Here is a 14,815-nt window from a genome sequence, read left to right as displayed (position 1 = left end):
CTTTTCAGAACGATAGAGATGGACCGGCGGGCCGATGATACCGCCGGAGCAGCCCCGTCCGGCGGCATGTCGCAGCCGGATGTCGCAGCGTGGGGAATCACGGCGGTGGCAGGAGCGCCGCCAGCCGGCGCGCGGGCCGGCCTTCCCGTCCGGACCAGCGGTCAGGCGTCCTCGAACTTCTCGATGCGAAGCGTTTCGGCGAGCCCGTCCCGGGTCCATTCCTGGAACGCCGGCAGCGCCTGCATCGTGTCCATGTAGGCCTTGGTCTCGGGCGTGACCTCGATCGCATAGGTGCGGAAGCGGTGCACGACCGGCGCGTACATCGCATCCGCCGCGCCGAAGCGGCCGAACAGGAACGGTCCCTTGGCGCCATACCGGGTCCGGCACTCGCGCCAGATCTCCTGCACGCGCGCGATATTGGCCTTGGCGTCCGCCGACAACGTCACCGGGCGCACGGGGCGGTGCAGGTTCATGCCGCATTCGTTACGTAAGGCCATGAAGCCGGAATGCATCTCGGCGCACACCGACCGGGCATAAGCGCGCGCGGCGACATCGTCGGGCCACAGCTTTTTCTCCGGGTAGCGCTCGGCGATGTATTCGATGATGCTGAGCGAGTCCCACACCGTGATGTCGCCATCGACCAACACCGGCACCTTGCCGGCGCGGCTGAAGGACAGGATCTGCTCCTTGTCGGCGGGATTGTCGGTGTAGAGCGGGATGACGGTCTCCACGAAGGGGATGTCGCTGGCGCGCAGTGCAAGCCAAGGCCGCATCGACCATGACGAGTAGTTCTTGTTGCCGATCGCGAGTTTCAGCGCAGCCATGTCGTCAATCCTCCCCGAGACGTCCTGAAGCGAGCTGCTTTTAACGCCATAGCCTGCCCCCAATCAATCGTTGCCGCGCCTTGCCATGCGTGGCAATCGTTGCCGCCCGCGAGGAGACGGACATGAGCAGGCACTGGGTCGACATTACCGCCGTCGGCTTCTTCATCATCGAATGGCTGGTCTACGCGCTGACGCTGGAGCATTCGGCCTATGGCCGCGACAGCCTGTCGGCGCGCATGAATCGCTACCGCGAGGTCTGGGTGCGCCAGCTGCTCGAGCGCGACACGCGCATGGTCGACATGCAGATCATGGCCTCGCTCCAGAACGGCACCGCCTTCTTCGCCTCCACCAGCCTGTTCGCGCTGGGCGGCGCGCTGGCGCTGCTGCACGCCACCAACGACGCCATCACGATCCTGAGCAAGCTGCCGATCGACCTCAGCCCCTCGCCCGCACTGTGGGAGCTGAAATGCGTCGGCCTCGTGCTGATCTGCGTCTACGCCTTCTTCAAGTTCGCCTGGGCCTATCGCCTGTTCAACTATGTCGCGATCCTGTTCGGCGGCATGCCGCCAGCGTCCCAGCGCGACACGGTGGAGGCGGAAGCCCATGTCATCCGCACCACGCGCCTGTTCGAATCCGCAGGCCGCCATTTCAACCGCGGCCAGCGCGCTTTCTTCTTCGCGCTCGGCTATCTCGGCTGGTTCGTCAGCCCCTGGCTGCTGTTCGCGACCACGGCGGCCGTGGTGGTCGTGACCTGGCGACGGCAATTCGCGTCCAGTGCCTGGGCGGCGATGGCGCCGGAGGTGGTGGCGGCTGACGAGGAGAAGAAGCGCGGTCATTGATGCACTGCCGTGCCGGACACGGCGCGGCACGAAGTGACGCGACGCAGAGCCGGGACCCGGCCCACACGGGAAGGCGCTGCGATATAGGCCCCGGCTCTGCAGCGCATCGCTGAAGGGCGCTGCGCTGCGTCCGGGGCACGAGAGGAGAGTGAGGCATGCTCTCTCAACGTCATTGCGAGCGCAGCGAAGCAATCCAGAATCCCTCCGCGGAAAGACTCTGGATTTGCTTCGCTGCGCTCGCAATGACGGAGCATGGTGAACCAACGTCATTCTCCAACACACATTCAACGTGCAGACACGCCTTCGCATTCTCGCGGCGCGTTTCGCCCGAGCTTTGCTTGATCTCTCCACCCTCAAAGCCGGAGGGCGCAGGAAAGGCCGGGTGCCGGCTGGCACCCACGGTCCGCTGTGCGAAAGGCACACGCAGAAGAACTGCACAGCGGCATACAGGTGAAGCCCAACACACGGCCTTCCCTGCGCAGTGGTTTGACGGCTTATGCCGCGCTCTCCCGGGAGCCGAGTTCGTTCTGGCCTCCCTCACTCCAGCGAAAGTCACGGACACCGCGCCGGTTGACGCCCATGCCGCATCCGCCAGGGCTTGACCGTAGCAACGACGGCCAGGACCACACGGTTTTGCCGTACGCGCGGCTCGCCTGCGCCGCAGGGTTCGACGGCGTTGTGCACCTTGCCATCGACATGCTGGCGCGACGAACCTGACAGCGCCGTCCGTCTGCGCGAAGCTTAAGGGCTCACGGAGAGCAATCCGCCCTGCCCTTGGCCTCTCGCGCCCGACGCTGCCGCGTCCACCGCAAGCCCGGCTCCGCGATCATCACGACACATGATCGCCCCTCTCGGATGAACCGGGGTGGGCGATACATACGTCATTTCCGAATTTCGGTAAAGGAGAATATTTTGCGCAATCGGGATTGACAGAGCCGCGACACAGGCGCGGCGACGGATCGAGCGCGGCGCGATCGGGGAAAGTGTCAATGGCGAGCAATCACCCGGATTACGCTGCGCTCCGTTCGGGCTACACGACTATGTCCTAGCCCCCGCCGAAATCCCGCGGGCTGAACGGCAAATCCAGCACCTTCCATTCCCCGTATTTGTCGGCCGGCAGCATCTTGTAGGGCTGGCAATTCTGGAGTGCGCTCATTGCGGACTTGACGATGGCGACGCCCTTCGCGGACGGCGGGGCTTCCATCAGGATCGGCTCGCGTGCCAGCGTGCCGTCGGTGGCGAACACCGTGCGCAGCTTGATATAGACGTTGTCGGTCGGCGCGACCCCGGACGGCAGCTTGGCGCAGTTTTTCAGGTGACGGCGCAGCTCGGCGATGACCTCGGACGGCAGCTTGGCGGCGATCGAATCCTTGGCGTCGCCGCCGTCGTTCTTGGGGGCGTCTTTCGGCAGCTCCGTCAATTCAGGTGGCAGGCCCAGCATGACGCCGTACTTGACGGTGACGTCGGGCTCCGGAGCCTGATAGTCCGGCGGCGGTGCGGCCTGGGGCTGCTGCATCACCTGTGATGGCGGCGTCGGAGGCAGCGGCATGCCCTGAGGCGGCGGTTGCGGCATCGGCTGCGGCAGGGCTTGCTGCGGAGGCTGTTGCGGCTGTGCATTGACCTCGCGCGGGTTCGGCGGCGAAGGCTGTTTCTGCAATTGTTGCTGCTGCGCAGAACGTTGCGGCTCGGGCGAAGCCTGCGGTGAGGGCGATGGCGCGGCTTGCTGCTTGGCCGTCGCATCCGACTTGTCGGCGAAATCCAGCTTCGGCAGCTTCAGGTCGGGTTTCGGCTCCGGCGGCTTCTCCCTCGCCTCTTCCTGGGCCCTCTGCTCGGCTTTGGCCTCCTCCTTCACCTGCTCCGGCGTGACGATGTCGACCGTAACAGTCTCGGGTGGCGCGGCGTGGAACGGATGGACTTCGCTGATCAGGATGATCAGCGCCACCAGCGTCAGATGCGCGATTGCCGACGCCGCCAGGTCCGTCCGTATGATCTTCCGCAGTTCCATCGATTGACTTCAGGTTGCCGCGCTGGTCCTAGCATAATGGAAGCCCCCCTCAATCCCATTTCGGCGCGAAGCCGAAGTCGGTCAGGCGTCCCCTGGGATTGGCGAGCGCGGCGATCCGGCCCATCTCGTCCTCCGACAGTTCGAAATCGAAGATCTCGATGTTTTCCGACAGACGCTCGACGCGCGAGGTGCGCGGGATCGCGGCGACATTCTGCTGCATCAGCCAGCGCAGGCACACCTGCGCCGGGCTCTTGCGATGGACGCGGCCGATCTCCGCGAGCGTCTGGTCGGACTTGATGCGGCCCTTGGCGATGGGACTGTAGGCGACGAGAGCAAGACCATGCTGGTCGCAGGCCGCCCTCACCTTCGCCTGATCCAGATAAGGGTGATATTCGACCTGATTGCAGACAAGCGGCTCGGGCGATAACGCCACCGCCTGCTCGATCAGCGCCACCGTGAAATTGGAAACGCCGATGTGGCGGGTCAGGCCCATGCGCTTCGCATGCGACAGCGCTCCAAGCGTCTCCGCCAGCGGCACATGCGAATTCGGCCAGTGCAGCAGCAACAGATCGACGGAGGGAAGTCGCAGGCGGGCGAGGCTCTCCTTGACCGAGCGTTCGAGATCGTGGGGCGCGAAATGGTTGGTCCAGACTTTCGTCGTGAGGAAGATGTCGTCGCGGCGCACGCCCGAGGACCGCAAGCCGTCGCCGACCTCGCGCTCGTTGTCATAGGCCTGCGCGGTATCGATGTGGCGATAGCCGAGCCGCAGCGCCTGCTCGACAATGCGAGCGCATGGCCGGCCGCCCAATTCCCAGGTCCCGAGCCCGATCGCCGGGATCCTTGCACCATTGGCCTCGACGAACAGCATGAGGAATCCTCTCTGTTGCGGCAGCCCCAAATCATCCGGCCGTCATTATGGACCCGGCCCATGACGCTGCCAACGGACGCCGCGACAGTTCGGCCGGATATTCAACGCAATGCTAACGGCAGGTTCGCGCGAGCTCTTGGCGTTCCGTCCTTAGCGTCAAACTTTGGCGAGCGCCTGGAAGACCGTATCCGGCGCATGCGCGATCACGGCGAGCAGCGCGCGGGCCGGTCCGCGCGGGGCGCGCTTGCCCTGCTCCCAGTTGCGAATGGTCTCGACTGGGACGCCGAGTTTTGCGGCGAACTCCATCTGCGTGAGGCAGGCGCGGCGGCGCAAATCGCGCACCGCGAGCGGGCCGGCATCGCCCGGCGCGACATTGGCCGCCGGCTGGACCGGAAATTCCTGTCCGTCCCGCAATTCGACGATCCGTCCGTCCGCCTTCAGCCGCAACCGCATGCTCATTCCCCCAAGCGGGGCGATGATGCGGCAGGTCGCTTAAGTTCGGATTAAGAGAGCGGTCTCGTGCCCCGGACGCAGCGCAGCACTTCTTCAGCGTTGCGCTGCAGTGTCGGGGCCCATCTCGTGGGTCTCGTCCCTATCGCTTTTTGGGTCCCGGTTCTGCGCAGCAACGCTAAGGGCGTTGCTGCGCGCCCGGGACACGAGAGTGAGGTTGCCGCACGTCCGTCCTACTTCAACCCGAACCAGAGCGTCGCGATGCCGAGGAAGGAGAAGAAGCCGACGACGTCGGTCACGGTGGTGACGAAGGTGCCGGACGCCACCGCGGGATCGGCCCTGACACGGTCGAGCGCCATCGGGATCAGGATTCCGCCGAGCGCGCCGGCAATGAGGTTGCAGATCATCGCAAGCCCGATGACGATGCCGAGGCCGGGGATCTTGAACCAGGCCACGGCCGCGATGCCGGTGATCACGGCGAAGGCGAGACCGTTGACGAGGCCGACCAGGCTCTCGCGCATCACCACGCGCCAGGCGTTGGAGGAGCCGAGCTCGCGCGTCGCCAGCGCCCGCACCGCGACCGTCATGGTCTGGGTCGCGGCATTGCCGCCCTGGCTCGCCACGATCGGCGCCAGCACGGCGAGCGCCACCATCTTCTCGAGCTGGCCTTCGAACAGGCCGAGCACGGAGGACGCCAGGAAGGCGGTGGCGAGATTGACCAGCAGCCAGTTGAAGCGGCCGCGCGCAATGGTGAGAAAAGTGTCCGACAGCTCCTCGTCGCTGGTGACGCCGCCGAGCGCCTTGAGGTCCTCGTCCGCCTCCTCCTCGATGACGTCGACGACATCGTCGACGGTGATGACGCCGACCAGGCGATCCTGGGTGTCGAGCACAGGCGCTGCGACGAGATTGTACTTGCCGAACATGCGGGCCACCTCCTCCTGGTCCTCCAGGACGGAGACGCGGCGGCGATCCTCGTCGGTCAGCTCGGTGAGCGGCACCGGACGGCGCGCCCGCAGCAGCACGTCGAGCGGCACCGCACCCTGCCAGTGCTGGTCCTTGTCGACGACGTAGATCTCATAAAAGCGGTCGGGCAGGTCCGGCGTCTCGCGCATGTAGTCGATCGCCTGGCCCACGGTGAAGTCCTGGGGCACCGCGATGAATTCGGTCTGCATCCGCCGGCCGGCGGAATTCTCCGGATAGAGCAGGCTGCGCTCGAGCGCGACGCGCTCCTTCAGCGGCAGCTTCTCGAGGATCTCCTCCTGTTCCTCGGCATCGAGCGTTTCCAGGAGCTCGACCGCGTCGTCGGATTCGAGCTCGCGGACACCTTCAGCGACGGTCTCCGGCGGCAGTTCCTCGAGGATCTCCTCGCGCACGGCCTCGTCGACCTCGTTCAGCGCGGAGAAGTCGAAGTCGCGCCCGGTCAGCTCGACCAGGCGGACGCGGTCGTCGGGCTGCAACGCGCCGATCAGGTCGCCCAGGTCGGCCTCGTGCAGCTCGGCGACGATCGCGCGCAGCTGTGCCGAGTCTGCGGCCTCGATCGCATGCGCGATCTCCTCGACGAATTCGTGACGAATTTCGCCGTCTTCATTGCGCATCGGTACGTGGTCGAGTACCGAATCCGCGGCGGGAGCGGCAACGTCCAGATGTTCATCCATGGCGCGCCTCGCCGTTTGACAGGTTGGATCAGATGGTCTGGGCTGACGGTTCAGGCAATACCCACAAGCGAACAGCGAGCGCAATGACAAAGATGCAATGCCCGGAATGGACGCCGATGGCGCTGGGCGCGGTGCTGGCCGGCCTCGTCGGCGCGACCTCGCTTGAAGCCGCCGAGTGCCCGCGCAAGGACGCGCTCGGCACTGCGCGCGTTCTGAGTGTCGACGTCAAGGCCACCCCGCGCGTGGGCCTGAAGAGCTTTCCGCAGACGCTGCCACTCGCCGATCGCGAGGTCGTGCTGACCTTCGATGACGGCCCACATCCACCGACCACGTCGAAGGTGCTGGCGGCGCTGGCGCAGGAATGCGTACGTGCGACCTTTTTCCTGATCGGCCTGCACGCCTCCGAACATCCGGACATGGTCAAGCGCATCGCCAGCGAGGGCCACACCATCGGCCACCACACTTTCTCGCACCCGTTCATGGCGCGGATCCCGTTCGACAAGGCCAAGAGCGAGATCGACCGCGGCATCGCGGCCGACGAGATGGCGCTGCGCGGGGTTTCGACCACGACGCCCTCGACGCCGTTCTTCCGCTTCCCCTATTTCGAGTCCACGCCCGCACAGCTCGACCTGCTCCAGGCGCGCGGCATCGTGGTGTTCGGGGCTGACCTCTGGGCCAGCGACTGGAACGAGATCACGCCGGAGCAGGAATTGAAGCTCGTGACCGAGCGCCTCGCCGCGAGCGGCAAGGGCATCATCCTGTTCCACGACCCCAAGGCGCGCACGGCCGCGATCATGCCGGCCTTCCTGCGGTATCTGAGGGAGAACGGGTATCGAGTTGTTCACATCGTTCCGGCAGGCCCAGCGCAGAAGAATGCCGATGCGCATTGATGCCGGAATGTCACGCCGGCGCAAAATGGGTGATTTGGGGCCAATTAATACTCTGTTCATGCTACCCCATGCAAAGTTGAGGGCGGCTCCGGTTGAACCGTTTTGGGGCATCTCCGACCTATTAAGGCGGCAATCTCATGGGGGCAGACGAGGTTCATGATCGGAAGTAGCGTTGGTTTGCGGACGCGATCGTGGACGGCCCTTGGCCTGTTGCTGGGATTGCTGACGACCGCTTCGCCGGCGGCGCTCGCGGCCGACTGTCCCGGCCATCCCGACGCGCTCGGGACGTCCCGTACCCTCGTGGTCGATCCGCGCGAGCATCCGCTGATCGGCACCATGCAATATCGCGAGACGCTGCCCCTGAAGGACCATGAAGTGGTCCTGACCTTCGACGACGGTCCGCTGCCGAAATATTCCAACCAGGTGCTCCAGATCTTAGCCGACGAGTGCATCAAGGCGACCTTCTTCATCATCGGCAACCAGGCCAAGGCCAACCCGGAAGGGGTGCGCAAGCTGGTGGCGGCGGGCCACACCGTCGGCACGCACAGCATGGACCATCCGCTGACGTTCGATCGCATGCCGATCGAGAAGGCCGAGGCCGAGATCAACGGCGGCATCGAATGGACCGCGGCCGCAATGACGGATCCGACCAAGCTTGCGCCGTTCTTCCGCATTCCCGGCCTGATGCGCGCCGAAGGCGTGGAGAACCATCTGATCTCGCGCGGCATCCAGGTCTGGAGCGCCGATTTTCCGGCCGACGATTGGCGCCATGTGTCGTCGGATCGCGTCTATCAGCTCGCGATCCAGCGCCTCGAGGCCAAGGGCAAGGGCATCCTGCTGCTGCACGACATCCAGGCCCGCACGGTGGCGGCGCTGCCGAAGATCATCCGTGACCTCAAGGCGCGGGGCTATCGTATCGTCCATGTGGTGCCCGCGACCGCCGATCGGCCGGCGACGCCGACCACGCCGGTGGAATGGCTGCTGCATTCGCCGACCGAGACGACGCCGATCGCGCGCTGGCCGCGCGTGCCGAATTTCGTGTTCGCGCAGACCCGGATGCTGCCGGCGCCCGCCCTTGCCGATCTCAATGCGCAGACCGAGCACCAGCCGCTGCTGCCGCGCCGGACCATGGCGCAGGCGAATGTCGAGGCTACCCTGCCCGTGCCGGGCCGCGATCTGTTTGCGATCCCCGAGGGCTCGGTCGAGGTGCTGCTGTCGACGTCCTTGTCGCGGCGCGCGACGCGGCTGGCCATGGCAGCCCAGACGCCGCACGCGGCCAAGGACAAGGCAGCCAGGGGCAAGGCAGCGAGATCGCAAGGACGGCGCACCGCGCAGGCAGCGCCAGCCGCGCCGAAGCCCGCCGCGCAGACCAAGAGCGCTGCCCCACACCCGACCGGCGTCGCCAGCCTGAAGAAGCGTGCTTAAGGTCCTACTGCCGCATGATCGCGGCGACGCAGAGCAGCACGATCAGCGCCAGGAAGAACAGGTCCATATAGGACTTGAGCTCGCCGTCGCGCCGCAGCCGCGCAACGTCGGCGACGACCTGCTTGCGTGCCGAGCTTCCGCCCGAGCCATCATTGATGGGAGCCTGAAGGCGCCGCGTCTCGGCTTCCAGCTTCTCGATCTTCTGGAAGAAGTAGAACGCGCGCAGCGTCGAGGCGGCGCGCATGGCGGCATAGACCAGCACCAGGATCGCCAGGATCGCCCGGTTCGGATACTTCTCCATGAAGTTCAGGCTGAAATAGACCACCGCCAGGAAAGCGAAATTGGTGATGAAGCGGTAGACGAAGCTAAGAAAGACCATGCTGGCTCGAGCCTTGAGGGATGCGCAACCGGATCGTTGCGCATACGGAATCAGGGGGCCGGACGGAGCAGCCGGCCTGGAGACCGTGCAGGTCCGTCTACGCCAAATTTGTTTCAACAAAGATACTATCGCCTCGCAGTTCGCCGCCATTTAGCCACACGCGGCCATAATGCAAGACGGAGCATGCCGTCGGTCCATTGCACGCCGGTAGCCCGCAACGGTTCAATGGCGATTTGGCGGAAGTCGCGATAGACTATCGACCGCCACCAGATGTGGGGTCTGCCGATGTCGAAGAAGGGAATCACGGGCCACGACGACTGGGTTCTGACCGAGGCCCTCGCGACCGCGCTGGTCGCACTGGAGCAACTCGAGCCCAAGCACCGGCCGAACGCACATATGGACGACATCCGCAAGATGCTCTCGAATGGCAAGGAGCCGGCCGCGGTAAGCCTGCACCTGGCCCAGGCCAAATGCCGCCTGTTCCCCGACCTCGATCCGCTGGAGATCTACCGGGAATACGGCATCGGAGAGGAATACGGCTAAGGGGCGGTCGACGATCGAGCTAAGGGCCGCCGGCAACCGATCCCGCGATCACCATGACCAGCGCGCCAAGGTCGACCTTGCCGTTGACGTTCAGCTCCTCCGAGCGTTCGGCATCATCCGCGCCTTGAACCCTAAGCGCTTGCGGCCGCTCGGCGGCCTGTCTTTGCAGCTCGCCGATGATGGCTTCCTTGAGTTTCTCTTCCAGCATGGGGCGTCGTCCTTCAGGCCGCCATCGCGCGGCAGGATTGGGCGCAGGAGCGGCACATCGCGACGCATTCGTCCATGCCGCCGATCCGCTCGCAATCCTCGGCGCATTCGGCGCAAATTTCAGCGCATTCGCTGCAGGTGTGCCTGTGATGGGGCGTGTTGATCAGCATGAAATGCGCCGCCGTCCGGCAGATCTCGGCGCAGGCCATCATCAGGCGGAAGTGCTTTGGCTCCACGTGCTTGCCGCCGGTCTCGAGGCAGTGATTCATCGCCGTGCCGAGGCATGTCTGATAGCAGCTCATGCAGAGCCCGATGCAGCGGGTCATGTCTTCGGATTGGGCCATCCGTTCTCTCCCATCGCGCGCCTCACTCCGCTCGACCAAAGCGGGGCAACGCGCTTCGTTCCAGGTTCCGCTCGATTGTGTGGCTCTGCCAGGCCCGGCCGCGTCATGCCAAGAGCCGCGGCAGGCTGTTATGGATCGTGCAGGCGGCAATTGCGGCGTGGCCGAAGGCGACCGAGATCTGGTGCAGGTCGGTGACGATATCGCCGATGCCGTAGAGCCCATCGATCGACGTGCGCTGATGGTCGTCGACCTTCAAATAGCCTTCGGCGGTATGTTCGGCGCCCAGCACCATCGCGAGCTGCGAGCGGACCTCCGCGCCCATCGCGGGATAGACTATGTCGAATTGCGCCGTCCGGCCGTCCGCGAAGGCGGCTTCGACGCCGTTGTCGCGTCGCCGCAAGTGCAGGTCGGGCGCGAACACGAGCCTCACACCCGCTTCAGACAGCTCTGACGTTGCTGCCTTCCCGTCGTCCGGACCGGTTGCGAGCAGCGTCACGTCGCGCGAGTAGCCGCGCAGGAACAACGCCTTGCCGGCAGCGCGGTGAAGAGGGCCGACGACGCCGGTGCGGCGGCCGGCGGCCTCGAAGGCGTCGCAGACGGGACAATAGCGCAACAGCCCGTCCGCGACCGCCGCGCGCCATTCCACGAACGGCGGATGGGTGTCGACGATGCCGCAGGCGAGAACGACGGTGACGGCCTGATGTGCGCGACCGTTCCAGCTCGCTTCAAAGCCATGCGCGTGCCGCTGCAATGTGGTGACCTCTGCGTCGACCCGCGCCACGACGAGCTCGTCCAGTTGCGCCGACATGCGCGCGATCAATTCGGTGCCGGACAGACCGTGGACGAAGCCGGGGACGTTGTGACTGCGCGGGATCAGCGCCGCCCGGCTCGCGCCGGCGTCCACGACACAGACGCTGCGGCGAAATCGCGCCAGATAGATTGCGGCCATTAGTCCGGCCGGGCCGCCGCCGACGATCAAGCAATCGAGTGGCGCGCTGGTCATTTGGGGTTTGGGTCCTGAACACCAGCACCGGGGTCCTGGAGCCGCCCGCTCCGCGCCAGCCGGACCGCGTTGCCGAGCGCGCGCGCCGCATTCCGCACCTGCTGCTGGAATTCGTCGTCTTCGTCGAGCTCGCGATGCGAATTGGCGTATGGCTCCATATAGCCGACATAACCGTCGAGCTCGGCGTAACGGCCCGCCGGGATCAGCTGCATGTCGGTAAGCCAGTCGGACAAGGCGCGGCGCACCCCCTCGGCGCCGACCGCATCGCCGTGAACGACGACGCCGTAATGACGGCCGGCGAGATGACGCGGATAAGGCCAGCCCTTCAGCTCGATCGCCTTGGCTTCAGCGGCCCTCTTGCCATGGGTCGAGCTCGGATCGGGATTGCCGCCGTCGGCGCAGACCATCCGGTCCATCATCGCTTTCAGTCCGGCGGGCACGTGATACCAGTTCACCGGCGCCACGATCAGGATGCCGTGGGCGGCGACCCAGAGCGGATAGATCTCGTTCATCCAGTCGCCCACCTGCCCCAGCGAATAGTTCGGATAGCAGCTGCATGGCCAGTGGCAGAGCGGCATCGCGGTTGCGACGCAGGATTTGCAGGGATGGATATTCTTGCCGAATTCCGAAGCGAGGCGCGAGAGATCGAGGATGTCGACGGCAAATCCCATCTCGGTGAAGACCGGCTCGGCCAACTTGACCAGGCGCCAGGTCTTGGACATCTCGCCGGGACAGGTGTGCTCGCTGCGGGCCGAGCCGTTGATGATCAGGATCCGCAGCGTCTCACTGGCATCGTCATGCCGTCGCTGCGCCGCAAGCACGGCGGCACGCGCCTCCAGCCAATCGACGGCAATGTCGTAATCGGGATCGGCGAAGCCTGCTCCCGCCTTGCGCGTCAGCGGCGCCTTGCGCGAATGGCTGTAAGCGTCCCAGGCGGCGCCGACGATGGCATCAAGCTCGCGTTGCAGGGGGGCAAAGGCAGGATCGACGAACTGGCTCCTGTAACGGCTCTCGAATTCTTCGCGCGACAGCCTGACGGGCGGCATCCCCTTGCGAATGTCGGCTTCCGTCATGCTGGCTCCTGGCAAAGTCGGGCGCGTTCGACCAACCCGGGGCGCAGCGGCTAGTTCCCGAATGCCTGTTGGCGAACGGCTTCCTGAGCCAGATCGAAATGCGCGATCCGCCGGTCCAGCCGCCATAGCTCGATGCGATGGACCAGCACGAGCGCGGCGGCCTCGCGTTTGGCCTGCTCGTCATCGCCGCAGACGAGATTGATGCATCCGAACACATGACCGTCGCGATCGATCTGGAAAGCGCGATAGTGCTTCATGCCCGGCATCGTCATCGATCTCGCCTGGGATGGGCGGGCGCGCTCAGCCAGTCCGTCAGGTTCGAGGTCACCTCGTTCTGCTTGGCCCGTTGCAGCAGCATCTCGCGCTCCCTACCGGGCGGCAGGCTGCGCGCACGTGCGCGGGCGTTTTCGGCGAATGCAGCCAGCCGCTCCTGGAGCGATTGGGTCTGTTTCCTGCGGTTGCGTTTGGCGGTCATTGTCGTTTCACAAATCATTTGGATGGAAGGAAATTGGCCCCGGCGGGAGGTCGGGCACCGGGGCCCAGGTTTCGTACCGGCTGGGGCGGCCCAGCCCGGCGATGTTTGTAGCTTCCGCCGCATCAGCGGGTTCCGGCATTTCAATAAGTTAACAATGCGTGATTTTGCTCGCGGCTACGCAGCAGGTTTGCGTCGCAGCGCAATTCGACTGCGCCGGAACCGAAATTCTGATTCGCATGTTCATGGGGGACTTGAAGGAGGATCATCATGGCGAAAGCAGCATGGAAACGGCCGGGCTCACCGATCGGCCGCAAAGGACCACGCAAGGCGCATCCCGCCTACAAGCGCCGCGCGCGCGAGCCGTGGACGCCTGCGGACGTGAGCAAGCTGAAGCAGCTCGCGAAAGGCAACACGCCAACCGGCGTCATGAGCATTAAGCTTCAGCGTCCGGCCGCAGCCATCCGCAGCAAGGCGCAGCGTGAAGGGATTTCGTTGAGGCCCACCAATCGCTCGCCGTATAACAGGCGAACCAAAGCCGCGAAGCGGCGTTGACGGAAGGCACCGCCGGGTGACAACCGGACGCAACGGGGACGATGGACGTGGTGCTCATTTTTCCGGTTTCTGCCCACGACACCAGCGCATCGGTACGCGCCGACATCTAACCTGTTCCCGGTGCGTGCAGCCCGGACCCGCGTCGCATTATTTGCGCCGCGGCCTTGCGCGCCAGTCTGCGCATGCCTCTGCGTGGTTCTAGTCGGGCGGCTGCAAGCCTGGTGATCGAAGCCATTCGCTCATCTGAGAGCCGGTCTCGGCTTGCCTCGCCTTGCGCAACATCTCGTCCCGTGCCGCTCCCGGCGGCAGCGCCTTGGCTTCTTCGCGCAGCCGCTGCGCTTCAGCGGCGAGGCGTATCTCCAGCGGATCCGTCTGCTTCGATCGATGCCGCATCAACATGAGGCGTTCTCCCTGATGATCGGGCAGAGCGCGCCGTTGCGTTCCCCATGGTCAGGCGCTAGCCACACCCAAACGGCGTGGGCGAACCATCAACGCTCCAGAAGCGGAGCGGTTGCCGGGTTCCGCAAAAAACCTGGCAGCAGATCGCCTAACCGGCACTCGATGTGAACTCGTCTTCCCGATTGTCACGATGAGCCTTCACCTCGGTGAGGACCATGGCGCTCTCCATGAGCGCAAGGCGCAGTTCACCCGCGGCCTGGCGGTGCTCGGCCGCAAGCAGTCGATGCTGCTCCCGCAGAGCGCGGCTGATGTCTATCGTGCCGGCTGCGCGGCAAAGGAGGGGATCGCGCATCGGTCCATGATAGGACGCCAGCGTGAAAGTGCCTTTTACGCAAGTTACTCAAAATGCGCCGCCGGCTCAAAATTCATGCAGGCACTAACTTGGATTAAGATCTTAACGGCGTTGCCGTGCCTGTCGAAATGAGCCGCTCGGAAGCGGGACGATCGACGCTTGGTTCGTGGAAGTTTGCGAAAGCCCGCGCGCTCACCAGTCGCAGACAGGACGGCGCCCCTACTTCTTGAGGACCGCCCCGGCGAGCTGCCATTCCAATTGATCACGGGCGAGATGTAGCTGCTTCCTGATCTCAGCGTTGAGAGCCCGCAGGCGGACACTCTCCTCAATTACGCGATCAGCGCGCTCTAGCAGGTCTTGGGTTTCAAAGGCGAAAGGATCGTCGTCCATAGCATGCTCCCGATCAATGCAGGCGGGAGCACGCGATCTCTCAGCCACCGGCGCCTACGGGCAAAGCCTTGGCCGGTGATGCAGGCACAATACTCCAGATTGCTTCCACTTCATAGTGAGATAGATCGCAGCGAATCCAACG

The 14,815-nt window shown here is 65.0% G+C and carries 20 protein-coding genes; 6 read left to right on the top strand and 14 right to left on the bottom strand.

The genetic code is table 11. The features are described from left to right. Positions 1–161: 161 nt before the first annotated feature. On the bottom strand, positions 162–824 hold the full coding sequence (locus IVB01_RS11445; RefSeq protein WP_247275748.1) for a glutathione S-transferase family protein: 663 nt from the start codon (positions 822–824) through the stop codon (positions 162–164). A gap of 122 nt (positions 825–946) precedes the next feature. On the opposite strand from IVB01_RS11445, the gene IVB01_RS11440 reads away from it, so the two are divergent. Next, positions 947–1,663, top strand: coding sequence for a DUF599 domain-containing protein (locus tag IVB01_RS11440; protein ID WP_247275747.1), 717 nt, complete (start codon positions 947–949; stop codon positions 1,661–1,663). 1,045 nt (positions 1,664–2,708) lie between these two features. On the opposite strand, the gene IVB01_RS11435 is transcribed toward IVB01_RS11440, so the two are convergent. The 4 genes from IVB01_RS11435 to mgtE form a co-directional block, all read right to left on the bottom strand. Next, positions 2,709–3,668 carry a hypothetical protein gene (locus IVB01_RS11435; protein ID WP_247494530.1) on the bottom strand — a complete coding sequence of 320 codons (960 nt, stop codon included), beginning with the start codon at positions 3,666–3,668 and terminating at the stop codon, positions 2,709–2,711. 49 nt (positions 3,669–3,717) lie between these two features. Next, on the bottom strand, positions 3,718–4,536 hold the full coding sequence (locus IVB01_RS11430) for an aldo/keto reductase (protein ID WP_247275745.1): 819 nt from the start codon (positions 4,534–4,536) through the stop codon (positions 3,718–3,720). Between the two features lie 156 nt (positions 4,537–4,692). Then, on the bottom strand, positions 4,693–4,995 hold the full coding sequence (locus IVB01_RS11425; RefSeq protein ID WP_247275744.1) for a helix-turn-helix domain-containing protein: 303 nt from the start codon (positions 4,993–4,995) through the stop codon (positions 4,693–4,695). A gap of 224 nt (positions 4,996–5,219) precedes the next feature. Then, entirely contained in the window at positions 5,220–6,641 is a 1,422-nt protein-coding gene (mgtE, locus tag IVB01_RS11420) for a magnesium transporter (protein ID WP_247275743.1), read from the bottom strand. 116 nt (positions 6,642–6,757) lie between these two features. On the opposite strand from mgtE, the gene IVB01_RS11415 reads away from it, so the two are divergent. Further along, positions 6,758–7,531, top strand: coding sequence for a polysaccharide deacetylase family protein (locus IVB01_RS11415; protein ID WP_247275785.1), 774 nt, complete (start codon positions 6,758–6,760; stop codon positions 7,529–7,531). A gap of 156 nt (positions 7,532–7,687) precedes the next feature. Then, positions 7,688–8,956 carry a polysaccharide deacetylase family protein gene (locus tag IVB01_RS11410; protein ID WP_247420604.1) on the top strand — a complete coding sequence of 423 codons (1,269 nt, stop codon included), beginning with the start codon at positions 7,688–7,690 and terminating at the stop codon, positions 8,954–8,956. A gap of 4 nt (positions 8,957–8,960) precedes the next feature. Here IVB01_RS11410 and IVB01_RS11405 read toward each other — a convergent pair whose 3' ends face one another. Next, positions 8,961–9,335 (bottom strand): hypothetical protein, encoded by a 375-nt coding sequence (locus tag IVB01_RS11405; RefSeq protein WP_247275741.1) that lies wholly within the window; start codon positions 9,333–9,335, stop codon positions 8,961–8,963. Positions 9,336–9,620: 285 nt separating this feature from the next. Here IVB01_RS11405 and IVB01_RS11400 point away from each other — a divergent pair, with 285 nt between their 5' ends. Next, positions 9,621–9,878: a hypothetical protein gene (locus IVB01_RS11400; RefSeq protein ID WP_164940018.1), complete on the top strand. Its 258-nt coding sequence runs from the start codon at positions 9,621–9,623 to the stop codon at positions 9,876–9,878. Between the two features lie 19 nt (positions 9,879–9,897). Here IVB01_RS11400 and IVB01_RS11395 read toward each other — a convergent pair whose 3' ends face one another. The 6 genes from IVB01_RS11395 to IVB01_RS11370 all read right to left on the bottom strand — a co-directional run bounded on the left by IVB01_RS11395 (position 9,898) and on the right by IVB01_RS11370 (position 12,980). Next, positions 9,898–10,086, bottom strand: a complete 189-nt coding sequence (locus tag IVB01_RS11395) for a hypothetical protein (protein ID WP_247275740.1) — start codon at positions 10,084–10,086, stop codon at positions 9,898–9,900. 13 nt (positions 10,087–10,099) lie between these two features. After that, positions 10,100–10,429 carry a four-helix bundle copper-binding protein gene (locus IVB01_RS11390; protein ID WP_247275739.1) on the bottom strand — a complete coding sequence of 110 codons (330 nt, stop codon included), beginning with the start codon at positions 10,427–10,429 and terminating at the stop codon, positions 10,100–10,102. 103 nt (positions 10,430–10,532) lie between these two features. Beyond that, on the bottom strand, positions 10,533–11,432 hold the full coding sequence (locus IVB01_RS11385; RefSeq protein ID WP_247275738.1) for an NAD(P)/FAD-dependent oxidoreductase: 900 nt from the start codon (positions 11,430–11,432) through the stop codon (positions 10,533–10,535). Next, a complete protein-coding gene (locus IVB01_RS11380; RefSeq protein ID WP_247494529.1) occupies positions 11,429–12,505 on the bottom strand; it encodes a flavodoxin family protein in 1,077 nt (358 codons plus the stop codon). The genes IVB01_RS11385 and IVB01_RS11380 overlap by 4 nt, the downstream gene beginning before the upstream one ends. 50 nt (positions 12,506–12,555) lie before the next feature. After that, positions 12,556–12,777 carry a hypothetical protein gene (locus tag IVB01_RS11375; RefSeq protein WP_247275736.1) on the bottom strand — a complete coding sequence of 74 codons (222 nt, stop codon included), beginning with the start codon at positions 12,775–12,777 and terminating at the stop codon, positions 12,556–12,558. Further along, entirely contained in the window at positions 12,774–12,980 is a 207-nt protein-coding gene (locus IVB01_RS11370) for a hypothetical protein (RefSeq protein WP_247275735.1), read from the bottom strand. Before IVB01_RS11370 ends, IVB01_RS11375 begins: the two co-directional genes overlap by 4 nt. 267 nt (positions 12,981–13,247) lie before the next feature. Here IVB01_RS11370 and IVB01_RS11365 point away from each other — a divergent pair, with 267 nt between their 5' ends. Next, the gene (locus tag IVB01_RS11365; protein ID WP_247275734.1) at positions 13,248–13,532 is read left to right on the top strand and encodes a hypothetical protein; all 285 of its coding nucleotides are present in this window, start codon (positions 13,248–13,250) and stop codon (positions 13,530–13,532) included. A 198-nt stretch (positions 13,533–13,730) separates the two neighbouring features. On the opposite strand, the gene IVB01_RS11360 is transcribed toward IVB01_RS11365, so the two are convergent. Then, positions 13,731–13,931, bottom strand: a complete 201-nt coding sequence (locus tag IVB01_RS11360) for a hypothetical protein (RefSeq protein ID WP_247275733.1) — start codon at positions 13,929–13,931, stop codon at positions 13,731–13,733. Between the two features lie 190 nt (positions 13,932–14,121). On the opposite strand from IVB01_RS11360, the gene IVB01_RS11355 reads away from it, so the two are divergent. Beyond that, positions 14,122–14,415: a hypothetical protein gene (locus IVB01_RS11355; protein ID WP_247275732.1), complete on the top strand. Its 294-nt coding sequence runs from the start codon at positions 14,122–14,124 to the stop codon at positions 14,413–14,415. 87 nt (positions 14,416–14,502) lie between these two features. On the opposite strand, the gene IVB01_RS11350 is transcribed toward IVB01_RS11355, so the two are convergent. Further along, complete coding sequence (locus tag IVB01_RS11350) at positions 14,503–14,673, bottom strand: hypothetical protein (protein ID WP_247275731.1); 171 nt, start codon at positions 14,671–14,673, stop codon at positions 14,503–14,505. Positions 14,674–14,815: the final 142 nt, after the last annotated feature.

The organism is Bradyrhizobium sp. 164, assembly GCF_023073715.1.
Classification (GTDB): Bacteria; Pseudomonadota; Alphaproteobacteria; order Rhizobiales; family Xanthobacteraceae; genus Bradyrhizobium.
This window is presented reverse-complemented; position numbering and strand designations above follow the sequence as displayed.